9 protein-coding genes are annotated in these 11,746 nt (G+C 62.3%); 3 read left to right on the forward strand and 6 right to left on the reverse strand.

All coding sequences use genetic code 11. The features are described 5' to 3' along the window. Window positions 1-28 precede the first annotated feature (28 nt). A complete protein-coding gene (locus SPITH_RS03445; RefSeq protein WP_014624329.1) occupies window positions 29-661 on the forward strand; it encodes a hypothetical protein in 633 nt (210 codons plus the stop codon). Here the strand turns inward: SPITH_RS03445 and SPITH_RS03450 are convergent. From SPITH_RS03450 to SPITH_RS03460, 3 genes are read right to left on the reverse strand one after another with little or no spacing between them, the layout of a single operon-like run. Beyond that, entirely contained in the window at window positions 655-1,587 is a 933-nt protein-coding gene (locus tag SPITH_RS03450) for a hypothetical protein (protein ID WP_014624330.1), read from the reverse strand. The two genes, SPITH_RS03445 and SPITH_RS03450, sit on opposite strands and share 7 nt — an antisense overlap. 22 nt (window positions 1,588-1,609) lie before the next feature. Next, window positions 1,610-2,266 (reverse strand): metallophosphoesterase family protein, encoded by a 657-nt coding sequence (locus tag SPITH_RS03455; protein WP_014624331.1) that lies wholly within the window; start codon window positions 2,264-2,266, stop codon window positions 1,610-1,612. Continuing rightward, window positions 2,263-3,639: a tetratricopeptide repeat protein gene (locus tag SPITH_RS03460; RefSeq protein WP_014624332.1), complete on the reverse strand. Its 1,377-nt coding sequence runs from the start codon at window positions 3,637-3,639 to the stop codon at window positions 2,263-2,265. The genes SPITH_RS03455 and SPITH_RS03460 overlap by 4 nt, the downstream gene beginning before the upstream one ends. On the opposite strand from SPITH_RS03460, the gene SPITH_RS03465 reads away from it, so the two are divergent. Further along, the gene (locus tag SPITH_RS03465) at window positions 3,638-4,405 is read left to right on the forward strand and encodes a tetratricopeptide repeat protein (RefSeq protein WP_245523439.1); all 768 of its coding nucleotides are present in this window, start codon (window positions 3,638-3,640) and stop codon (window positions 4,403-4,405) included. The genes SPITH_RS03460 and SPITH_RS03465 overlap by 2 nt on opposite strands. Before the next feature lie 8 nt (window positions 4,406-4,413). Further along, window positions 4,414-6,363, forward strand: coding sequence for a tetratricopeptide repeat protein (locus tag SPITH_RS03470; RefSeq protein ID WP_014624334.1), 1,950 nt, complete (start codon window positions 4,414-4,416; stop codon window positions 6,361-6,363). A gap of 15 nt (window positions 6,364-6,378) precedes the next feature. On the opposite strand, the gene mutL is transcribed toward SPITH_RS03470, so the two are convergent. The 3 genes from mutL to SPITH_RS03485 are packed head-to-tail and all read right to left on the reverse strand — an operon-like array spanning window position 6,379 to window position 11,660. Further along, window positions 6,379-8,100 carry a DNA mismatch repair endonuclease MutL gene (gene mutL, locus SPITH_RS03475; protein WP_014624335.1) on the reverse strand — a complete coding sequence of 574 codons (1,722 nt, stop codon included), beginning with the start codon at window positions 8,098-8,100 and terminating at the stop codon, window positions 6,379-6,381. Window positions 8,101-8,113: 13 nt separating this feature from the next. Next, window positions 8,114-10,306: a FecR family protein gene (locus SPITH_RS03480; RefSeq protein WP_014624336.1), complete on the reverse strand. Its 2,193-nt coding sequence runs from the start codon at window positions 10,304-10,306 to the stop codon at window positions 8,114-8,116. A 10-nt stretch (window positions 10,307-10,316) separates the two neighbouring features. Then, window positions 10,317-11,660 (reverse strand): hypothetical protein, encoded by a 1,344-nt coding sequence (locus tag SPITH_RS03485; RefSeq protein ID WP_014624337.1) that lies wholly within the window; start codon window positions 11,658-11,660, stop codon window positions 10,317-10,319. Window positions 11,661-11,746 lie beyond the last annotated feature (86 nt).

Consider the following 11,746-nt stretch of genomic DNA (forward strand, 5'->3'; position numbering starts at 1 on the left):
GGAGGGCGTTTTCTGAGAAAATGCGGTGATGAGACGGTTCTTGTTCCTCTTACCCTTTCTCCTGCTCGCGTGTACGGGGGCCCCGCCTTCGGTGCTCGAAGTATCCCACAGCCTCGTCTATTCCAGGAATCCCGCATCCGGCGAACAGGAACTCCTTCTGCTCTGCAGCGCCGCCGTCCTGGACGACGACGGGATCGACGACATCGAGGTGGTGTACGTGATCAGAGACGAGGCGGGTCTCTACTGGGAGGTCAACGAAGAGGCGTGGGACATCTTTTCTCAGGAGGGCCAGCACTGGCTCTCCTTCACCCTCGCCTCGCCGGGAGCCGATCCGTTTCCGAGCGGCACCTACCGTCTCCTCGTCCGCGACTACGGGGGGAGGGAGGCGGAGCGCACCTTTCTCGTGAAGGAACACCCGGCCTCATACCCCGCCGAGAGGTTCCCCTCCCTCTTCGTACAACAGGGGAGCGTACAGTCGAAGAGTTCCGAGCCCCTCAAGGTGATAGGATACGATGGAGAGGGAAGACTTCTCTTCTCCCGCGAGCTCAAGCCCGGCGCCTTCCTCTCTCGGGAGCAGATCCCCGAACAGGTGGCGGTGCTCTACGCCCTCATCGAGCGGGAGGACTATCTCCTCCGCTCGGGGCCCTACGCCGTCTACTGAGGATCGGCCGGAGGTCTCCTCAGCCACGAGGTGAGCCTCTTCCACCAGCGGGAGAGACGCCTCTTCCACGTGGTCCCGTGCCGCTGGGCGAACTGGATCACCGCGGTGCGCAAATCGTAGTCCTGTCCGTACTGTCGCTTGAGATCATCCCAGTGCTTCACGCACCACAGGTAGAGATCGCCCTCCGTGCGTCCCGGAAACATGCTGAGGATGTTCTCCTTGCGGATGACCTCCACGATGGGACGGTACACGTTCTCGTACCACGACCGGAAGGCCTCTTCGAAGGGGATCTCGTAGTCCTTGTCCATGTTGATGTAGTACTTGTGGACCAGGATGTGCTCGTAGAGTTCGTCGTATCGTCCCGGGGTGCTGAACCTGATCTCGACCCCCGGAAGCACCCTCTCCATATCGGTCTTCTCCCGGAATTCGGCGTACTCGTAATCGATCACCCTTTTCCGGAGTTCGTCGAGCGTCATGTCGGGGTGGAGCGGGATTTCGGCGTTGAGACTCGTCACCTCGGCGTCGATGAACTTCGACCCCTTGCTCTTTGCCACCGAGACCCGATGGTTGCCGTCTCTGACGAAGTACACGCCCCCCACCTCGTAGAGCTTCACGGGCGGGAGCTCCTTGTAGGCGAGGTGCGCCTGATCGATGCTCTCCCATCTCCCTCGGGTGTGCCCATGCCGGGGGAGGAATTTCTTGTTGAAGTCGAGGTACCTCCCCTCGCTCCCCACGATCTTGTCGATGGGCACGGTCTTGAGCCCCAGATAGCGTTCTCCCTTCGGTCTCAAGAGTTTCTTCACCTCATCGAGAGGGAGGAGCTCCTGTCGTTGCGGTGAGGTGAAGGAGAGGATGCGTTCGAAGAACTCCCGCATACGGGCTCGTTCGAAGTCTTTTTTCGCCTGCTCTCGAAGGAAGTCGGACATGGATCCCCCTTATATACCTCGATCAAAGAGACGGTTCGAGGAGGTAATATTTGAAGACATTGATCACCGTGGTCTGCTGGTACCGGGACTCCCTCTTCTCGAGGCCGTTGTAGAGATGGATGTGCCCATGGAGGTGGTAGCGGGGCTTGAAGGTCTTGAGGAGCCAGAGGAAGCTCTTGAATCCGCGGTGACAGGGATCGGGCCTGTCGTTGATCCCGTAGGGCGGCGCATGGGTCACCAGGATGTCGAGGAATCTGCCGTAGCGGATCCTGTTGTAGAGGAGTCGGGGGACGAGGCGGAGGACCTTCAACCACATCTGGAAGTCGCTGTACTGGTTGAGTCCGTTGTTGTACCGGTAGGAGCCCCCGAGACCGGCGATGAGGAGTCCCTTTACCTTCAGCACCCTGTCGCTTATGTAGGTGGCGCCGAACTTGTGGGGAGGGACGGGCTGGGCGGAGAAGGGGATGGGGATACTGGGCCTGAAGAGCCCGAGGTACTTGAGGTTGTGGTTGCCGAACACGAAGAGCACGGGTTTGTTGAACATGCTCGCGAGGAAGCCGAGGTACTCCATGGGAAGGTCGCCCGCGCTTATGACGAGGTCGATATCGGGGAAGTGTTCCTTGACCCTGGGGCTGTAGATGATCGGATCCACCTCGTCGGAGACGCAGAGTATCCTCATACCTTGAGGACCCCGGAATCCATGTCTATGCGCTGGAGGAGCTTCTGGAGTACGTTCTTGTCGTGGAGGTCGATGGGGCGCGTTTCCGCATACTCGCGGGCGAGCTTCGAGAACGGGGCGCTCGCCACGATGACCCCGCGTACGAGGTTCTGTTCCCTCATGGCCTCGTGCGTGGCCCGGACCGTGGCCTCGTCTATCATCTCGGTGGTACGGTAGATCCTCACGAGGCGGGGGAGCTTCCTGGTGTTCCTCCATTTCGTCTCCACGTCGACGGCGATGATCTCCGCCCCGTTGGGGATGGGCTTGATGGTGGTGACCGCGAGGTTCATCGCCTGGATGATGCTCTTGCAGATCTCGAGAAAGAGGTTCTCATTGCAGGTGAGGAAGTCCTTGATCCTGTCGTCGTGGTGCACATCCTGGTACTGGGCCAGTTTCTCCCCCACGTCCTGGAACGAGGGATTGATGCGATAGATGAACTCCCACTGCTCGAGCGCATCTTCGATCCGCCTCCGTTTCTCGTAGGCGATGGAGAGGAAGTAGCGGGCATAGAGCATCTCGGGGTTGGTGGCCTCGGGACTGAGTTTGACGGCCCGCTCGAGCTCCATGATCGCGCTCTCGTAATCGCCCATGTTGAGGTAACAGGTCCCCCGCTCGATGAGGGATCTGAGCTTGTAGTCGGGATGCCGGACGGACTTCTCGAAGGAGAGGAGTGCCGCGTGATACTCCTTCGCCTCCCGGTAGATCTTGCCCAGATAGTAGTAGGCCGGGAGGATGTCGGGATCGTAGCGGAGTGCGGTCTCGAGCTCGGACCGGGCTTCCGGGTACTTGTGCATGCGGTAGAGGAGGGCTCCCAGCCTGAAGTGGGCGTCGGCGTACCGTGGGTTGAGCTCGATGGCCTTCCGGTAGTAGATGAAGGCCCTGTCGCTCTGATTCCTCATCTCGAAGAGCTGTCCGCACTTGTAGTAGTAGTCGGGCATCTCGGGATACCGCTTGAGGAGGAGCAGGTACTCCTTGAGCGCCTCTTCCGGCTGGTTGAAGCTTTTGTAGAGTTCGGCTATGGTTTCCCTGTACTGGATTTCGGGGCAGTATTCGGTGAACACGCCTATCCTGCCTACCATCTTGAGCTCCATGAGGGCGAGTTCGGGACGTCCTGTCTTGAGGTAGGCGAGGCCGAGCAGGTAGTGGGCTTCGCTGTTGCGGGGGTCCCGCTCGGCGATGGCCTTCGCCATCTTGATGGCCTGGTTGTAGCGTTCCTGTGAGATGAGATGGGCGATGGAGGAGATCCGACGGGGGAGGAGGATGGCCTTCAAGAGGAAAAAGATAAACACTCCCAGTCCGATACCGACGATAATAACGGGTATGATAATGAACATGCAGGTGCACCTTCCCTCGCGGGTGAGTCTTATAAAAACACTACAGCGTTTTCTCGTGTGTGTCAAATGCGGCGCCTTTCTGGTCTTCTCCCTCGTGGGGGAATGGCCCGCCGGGGCCGAGGAGCTCTCGCTCTTCGCCCGCGGGGAAGAACTCTTCATGCAGAACAAACTCCAGGAGGCGGTCCCTCTCCTGGAGGGGGCGATCGGGGAGAATCCCTCTACTCCCCAGGTCTACCTCTACCTCGGGGCCGCCTATCAGGCCCTCGGGCTCCACGAGAAGGCGATAGATGTCTTCAAGCAGGGGATCGACCGCACCGATGGGTACGATGCAATCTTCTTCTTCAACATGGGTAACAGCTATCTGGCACTGGGGCATCAGGATACCGCGGAGCTCATGTACACCGAGGCCATCTCCCTCAAGTCCACATTCCCCAAGCCCTACCTCAACAGGGCCAACACCCGGGTACGGCTGGGCAAGTACCAGGACGCGATCGACGACTATACGATCTACCTCAGGCTGGATCCCACCACGCCCCAGAGGACGAACATAGAGAAGATGATCGCCCTCCTCGGAGAGAAGCTCCTCGAAGCCCAGCGCCGGCAGGAAGAAGAGGAGCAGAGGCGGAAGGAAGAGGAGGCGAGGAGGAAACAGCTTCTGGACTCCGTGCTCAAGTCCCTGGAGGAGGCCGCCGAAGAGACACAGGACGTCGAGGCCGGGACCGAAGGGGCTCAGGAGTTCTCGGAAGAGCTCGAACTCGCCGACTAGGAGGGACCATGTCGAGGCAAGACCATCCAAAGGAAGATCGATCGAGGAGACGACTCCTCATCGCAGGCATCGTGGCCGCCCTGCTCCTCGCCGGCGGGGGGGGGACCGCCTACCTCGTGGTGCAGTCGGCAAGGGCCGAGTACCGGAACGCCCTCCTCCTCGCCCAGGAGTACGCCGCGGCCCACGAGTACCAGCGGGCCCTCGACATACTCGACACCCTCCTCCTCAAGAACCCGGGAGACGAGGAGGTGAGGGCCCTCAAACAGCGGATTCTCGAGGAGAAGCGGGCCTACGAGGAGGATCAGCGACGGAAGGAGCTCGAGGAGCTCGCCCGTCAGCAGGAGCAGCTCTCGCGGTCGCTCTCCGAGCTGAGCGAAGCCCTCGAGGGGCAGAGCGCCCGGGCCCTGGAGGAGCAGGCCCGGAAGGCGGAGGAGGAGCGCAGGCGGCAGGAAGAAGAGGTGAAGCGACAGGAAGAAGAGCGCCTCGCACGGCTCGGTGAGGAGGAGCGGAAGAAGGAAGAGCAGATCAAGGCCCTCCTCGAGGCGGGAACCAAGGCCCTGGAGAAGCGGGAGTTCATGACCGCCAGGGACAACTTCAACAAGGTGCTCGATATCTCCCTCAAAGACACGACCCGACAGAGGCAGCATCATGCGACAGCCCTCGCCTATAGCGCGGAGAGCTACTACGAGGAGGGCGACGTGAGGGAGGCCGTCAGTACGGCGCAGGAGGCCATCGAAACCGATCCGAACGTCTGGCAGTCCTACTATGTACTGGGCAAGATCTACGCCGACAACAAGAACTATCCCGCGGCCGAAGAGCAGTTCCAGAAGGCCCTCAAGCTCAATCCCCGGAGTGCAGAGACCCTCTACGAGCTGGGGAAAGTACAGTACATGATGGGGCTCTCGCTCGCCTCCAGCGACAGGGAGCGGAGCAGGCAGAAATTCAACGACGCACGGCTCTCGTTCACCAGGTGCCTCGACCTCAAACCCTCGTGGGTGAACGCCCACTATAATCTCGCCCTCACGCACGAACGACTCGGTCGACGTGACGACGCCCAGAAGGAGTTTCTGAATGTGATCGCCCTCGACCCCAAGAACACCGGTGCCTATCTCAAGCTGGGGGAGTACGCACGGGAGAAGGGTGACTACCAGGAGGCCGAGAAGCACTACAAGAAGATCTTCGAGTACGACGGCGACTACCGTGCCTGGCGGGGGCTGGGCCTCACCTACTACCTCGCCGGCAGGCTCCAGGACGCCGAGAAGGCCTTCAAGGAGGCCCTCTCAACGGAGAAGGGGAGCGATGATCCCGTCTCGGCCTACAACCTCGCCTTGGTGCTCATAGAAGAGGACAAGGCCCAGGAAGCCCTCTCGTACGCCCAGAAGGCCGTGGATCTGGCGCCCCGCGTACCGGAGTACCAGTATACCTTGGGGCTGGCCGCCTACAAGCTCGGGGCCTATACCGTGGCGGAGACGGCTTTCGGGAAGGCCATAGAGCTCAAGCCCGACTACGTGAAGCCGAGGGTCCAGCTGGGACTCCTCCATCAGGACAAGGGCGAAGACGACAAGGCCCTCAGTCTCCTCCTCGAGGCCTACAAATTGGAGCCCACCTCCTTCGAGGTGAACAACAATCTGGGGAATCTCTACGCCCGGAAGAAGCTCTACTCCGAGAGCATCAAGCACTACCGCGCGGCCATCGAGGCGGACCCCAAGGACACCCTGGTACGCTACAACCTGGCCCTCTCGTACCTCGATGCGAAGGAGTACGACGAGGCGGTGAGGGTCTTCCAGGAGCTCCTCAAGATAGATCCGTCCTACTGGGACGCCTACTACCAGCTCGGCAAGCTCCTCATCACCCTGGAGGACTCGGAGGGGGCGAAGAAGGTCCTCTCCACCCTCCTCGAGAAGAAACCCGACTATTCCCGCAGAGCAGAGGTGGAGAAGCTCCTCTCGGGCCTGTGAGGCCTGGAACCGACTTCAGACGATCCGCCGTATCCTCCGGAAGAGTTCCTCGCGGGTGATCTCCACCCAGAGGGGTCTGCCGTGGGGGCAGAACGGTTCCTCCAGGGAGAAGGTCTGTGAGAGCAGGTCGAGGGCGGTGAGTCTGTCGACCACCTCACCCTCCTTGATCGCCCCCCTGCAGGCGAGGGTGGCGTAGGCGTCTCTCTCGGGATCCGCCAGCCGTTCCCCCTTGAGCCACTGGGCCACCACGTGCGGGGCGTCGCTCAAGGGTGCGGGGAGATGAGTGAGCGTGCATCTCCCCTCTTCCAGCACGAACCGTATCCCCAGGGCCTCGATCTCCTCCCTCGCGTCTTCGAGCCGGGCTGCTTCGTCTGCGTCCACCGGAAAGGCGTAGGGGAAGAGGAGTTCCTGAGAAGAGGGGTGTGATGTGAGCCGGTTGTAGAGGATCCGCTCATGGGCCGCGTGCTGGTCCACGAGGAGGAGTGTTCCCTCCCGTTCCACCACGAGGAACACGCCGAAGGCCTGTCCCAGGTAGGTGAAGCCCTCACCGGTGCGGGGGGAGGGTGGATGCCCCGAGTCGGAGGGAAGGGTGAAGGTGTGCGAAGGTCCGGTGAAGAGCTCGCCCGTTCCCGACCGGGAGGGCTCGGGGTGCGGGCGATAGACCCGTTCGGTCTCCCCCACCGTCTCCGGCCTCCCCGTAGTGGGGGCGATCCTCCGGACACCGATCCAGTCCTTGAGGGCCTGTTCCACGGCCCGGGCGAGCAGGGCGTGGAGGGAGGAGAGGCCTCTTATCTTCGCCTCCCGCTTGGCGGGGTGCACGTTGAAGTCCACCCGTTCCGGAGGAAGGGTGAGGAAGACCACCGCGGCGGGGTATTGGCCTCCCGGAAGCACCCCCCGGTAGCCGTACGCCACGGCCTGGGCCAGGCTGAACTCCTGGACGAGCCGCCTGTTGAGGTAGATGCGGATGTGTCTCCTGTCGCGTTGAGGAAATGCCGGGGAAAGGAGGACTCCCTCTATCCGTACCTCATCCTGTTCGACCTCGAAGCGTTCCGACGCCGAAGGCTTGAACAGCTCGGGGAGGGCGGCGCACACCCTGGCGAGGAGGTCCTGAGGCGGAAGATAGAACTCCATCTGTCCGTCCCTCACGAACCGGAAGGCCACGTGGGGGAAGGGGAGGGCCTTCTCCACCACCATCCGCCTGCAGAGGAGTCCCTCGGTCGACGGGTTCTTGAGGAACCGCTTCCGGGCCGGAAAGGAGGAGAAGAGTCTCTCCACCTCCACCCGCGTGCCCTCCGGGAGATGGGTTTCGCCCTCCTCCACGAGCCTTCCGCGGTCAACGAGCACGAAGTACCCGCTCGGAGTGCCGCGTGCGCGGCTGGCGATCCGGGTCGTGGCCACGGCCGCGATGCTTCCCAGGGCCTCGCCCCTGAAGCCCAGGGTGGTGACTGCGAGGAGATCCTGCTCCGAGCGTATCTTGGAGGTGGCATGGGGGAGGTAGCAGCGTCGCACGTCCTCGGGGACCATGCCTTCCCCGTCGTCGAGTACCAGTATCCGCTCGATCCCGCCCTGTGAGATCTCCACCGTAATCTCCGTGGATGCGGCGTCGAGGGCGTTGTCGAGGAGTTCCCGCACCACGGCCGCAGGTCTGTCTATCACCTCACCCGCGGCGATCTTGCGAAAAACCGCCTCCTCCAGGAGCTTGATCCTGGGGGAGGCGGCGGATGTGCGGTCGTTCATGGAGACGAGTGTACTAGAAGTGCACCCTGCTTTCAATGGTGACGGAGGGCGCCCACTTCGGGCTCCCGTCTTCGTCGTAGGCAATGGTGCCGTCGTCGTTGTAGATCACGTTCGTGGTCACCAGCATGACGATGTCGAGAGTGGGTGCGACACCCCAGACGATCTCGCCCTGGAACACGGTGTTGGCATCGAAGAGGGAGGCATTCTCGAAGCCGTCACGTCCGAGGATGGTGGGGATGAAGAAGGAGCGCTGGTAGAGGAACGAGGCCGAGACGTCCTTGAGTCTTCCCGCCGGGATGAAGCCCTTCTCGGCCGTGAGTCTCATGGTGAGGTAGTCGTTGTCCGAGAAGGTGATCTCGCCAGAGGAGGTGAGGTCCCAGGGCCAGAAGTACCCCGCCTGGAACGAGAGTCTGTCGAGGATATCAAAGCCAGCCTCTCCGTAGATCCCCATGGTGGTGGTGTGGAACACAGGGTCGTCCTTGTCCGTGAGATAGGCCATGAGGGCGCTCGCGTACTGACCCCGCATCCTGTCGTAGTCCGGGCCGTAGAAGCCCGGTCTGAATGTCCCCTGGAAGAAGCGGTACTCGAGTCTGTAGTCCACCACCACGATGGTGCCGAAGAGTCCCGTGCTCACCCCGTAGTTCCGCAACTCGGCCTTTCTCTCCGACTCGTCCACGTACAGGAGGGCGTCCCACTGGAAGCCCGAATCGACCGAGCCCACCCAGGGGTCTTCCGCCGCGTGTCGCAGGTAGGGGAGCATGCCGGCGAGGTCGGCGAAGAGGATGAAGCTGAGCTGCTCGCCCTCGTAGAGGGGGATGTCGAGGTCGAGTCCCAGGTTGAGGAAGACGGGGTCGGCCTGGCGCGCGAGGGCGTCGAAGGGGTTGGGGCTGTCCTCAGGGATGTCGCCTGCAGGATCGATGTCGGCGAGGGCGGTGAGGCCGAAGGCCAGCCTGCTCGAGGGGGCGAGGGGACGTGTGTAGAGGCGTGTCCCCATGATCTCGGGTTCGGCCAGGTCGTTGACCACGAGCTCCATGCCTCCCTTCTCGCCGTCGATGCCCATGTTGAGCCCGACTCTCCTCACGGAGGGGAAGTCGGTGTCGTTCGCGTAGTTCCGCATGATGGTCCCGTGGCCGGTGGTGACTCCTCGGATGTTGCCGACCTTGAAGAAGAACGGGTCGCGCAGTTCGCCGTACTCGATGTAGCGGATCTTCAATGCGAGGTCGCGGAAGAAGTCGCTCACGCCTCCCACCGGGTCGTCACCCCAGTCGTAGTCGGTGCCGAAGGACCACTCGTCGTTCCCCTTCGGCCTGTACCAGTCGGAGGGGTCGAAGAGGTCCCTGGTGTAGATGATGGGAAGATAGAGGCTCGCCCTGAACTTGCCCACCGCGAATGTGGGCTGGAGTACGGCCTTGGAGTAGGTCTGTCCGTTGATGGTCACCGACCCGAGCTCGAGGCCCAGTGCCTCCCGCAGCCATGCCATGAAGGCGCTCTCCTCCTGGGAAGGGGCCGGTTCCGGCTGGGGCGTCGGCGTCTCGGCGGCAGGGGCCTCGGTCGTCCCGAGGGGCTCTTCCACCTGTCCCGGCACCTCCTGTGGGTCGAGGACCTGGAACTCGAGGTCTTCATAGAGCTCCTGGAGGGTTTCGGGAGGGATGGCGACCGGCTGGAAGACATCGGCGAGGGCGTCGATCATCTGCCCCGCTCCCACCATCACCTCCTCGGTACCCCTGCTGAAGGCCACGAGCCCTTCCCTCACGAAGAGCGTTTCCTCCTGTCCGGGCACCACGAGAATGCCGAAGTCGGTTCCGCGCACGCCGCAGACCGCGGTGGGGGTGGTGATGGTGTATCTGGTCCTGGGGATCTTGGCGGCCACCGCCCTGAGCTTCCCGGCCACGAGGGCGAAGCGGTTCTCCTGGTCCTCGGACTTCTGGATCTGCTCCACGGTGAAGGTGGTGTCGGGAGCCAGCTTGATGATCGTGCCGTTGGGGGAGAGTCTGAGTTCCGCCGAGCTGTTGTAGGTGGTGATGGTCTCACCTTCCGCGATCTCCATGCCGAAGTACACGCCCTCCACCTGGAAACCCTGACTGTCGATCACCTCGATCTCCGAGGGGTCGTCGAAGTACTCGAGCACCGCCATGGGCTGCTCCTGGGCCGCGAGAGCCCCCACGAAGAGGAGAAGGGCGCTCACCATGATGATGGTACGTCTCATACCTGCCTCCTTAGAACTGGATGGACACTTCCGTGCCGCTGGTGGTCACCGGCTCGTAACCCTCGTCGGTGAGTTCGTACCGCAGGGTGTAGAACAGGGTGAGGACCGCGGGGCCGCTGCGGTAGTGGATGTTGAAGACCATGTAGGAGTCCTCCTGCCATCTTCCCAGATCGGAGAAGCTTCCTATGTCCTTCTTGTCGTAGACGATGTCGAAGAAGAATCCGGGCACCACCCCTTCGGCCATCACAAAGGAGGCGAGGAGATGGGGCCTCGCAAGGGCCTCCTCGGAGGAGCCGAAGGGCCCGTCCATCGTGGCCTTGAGCACGATCTTGTCCTCGAGCACCGAGAAACCCAGGGTGGCGAGCCACCCTATGGAGCCCGGAACGTGCGCCTCTCCGGCGTAGACCGCGTACTTCTGGGGCCGGTAGAGGTCGTACGACACGTCGAAGTACGAGGGGATGAAGTCGTCGCCCAGGAAACGGAGCTGTGCGCCGTAGAGGAGGAAGGCGAAGGCGCGGCCCCCTGCACCGATCATGGCCCCTGCCGCCTCGTCCTCCATGGCCACGGCCCCGAAGGCCGAGAGGGAGATGAGGGGTGAGGCGAGGATCGGCTGGATGGCATCGAGCGACCACGCGACCACCGGGTCGTCGGCTTCCTCCGGGCCCGTATAGTTCTCGTTCTTGCGCGCATAGTAGTAGGGGTCGCGGTCCACCGCCACCGTGGCCCCCACCTGGAGGTCCTTGATCATCGGTATACCGCTCCCTGCGAGGGGACGGACATAGCCGCGTACGCCGAAGAGCTCGAAGGCCGCCAGGTTGGCCACGAAACTCTCGAACCCGATGAAGGGGAAGTTCACCAGGGTGCCGTCCATGTCCCACTCCAGCCCCCACACCGGGAAGTCGGGGAGATAGTTGGCGTTGGAGTAGCCTCCCACCACGAACCCGGTCCCGAGGTTCACTGCGTCGAGGGTGCCTGCCTTCACGTAGAGGGGGTCGCCCTTGAATCCGTACCGCACGTAGCGGATCTTCGGGAGGTAGAGCTCGAGGAACGAGGTGTCGCTGTCGGGCACCCAGTCTTCCTCCCGCACCTCGAATCCCGACTCGCCCTCGCTGTCGGCGAAGCGGTAGTGGAGGGTGAGGTTGAGTCCTATGCCGAACTTCCCGATGCTGATGTCGGGTCTGAGCGAGAGTGCGTTGTAGGTCTCCACCGTACCGTCCGGGTTGGGGAAGGCCGCCACGCCGAAGGCCACCCCCATGCCGAAGCTCGTCTGTGATGGGCTATCCCCTGCTTCCTGCGCCGTGATCGTGAAGGCGAGTAGCAGGAGGAGTATCGCGCCTGTGCGTATGGTTCTCATCCATGCCTCCTCAAGATATGGTAAGGATGGGCCTCTCCGTCCACTCTACGTAAGGTCCGTGATCCTGTCCAGTACTAAAGTATAGC

The sequence above is a fragment of the Spirochaeta thermophila DSM 6578 genome (assembly GCF_000184345.1).
Taxonomy (GTDB): domain Bacteria; phylum Spirochaetota; class Spirochaetia; order Winmispirales; family Winmispiraceae; genus Winmispira; species Winmispira thermophila.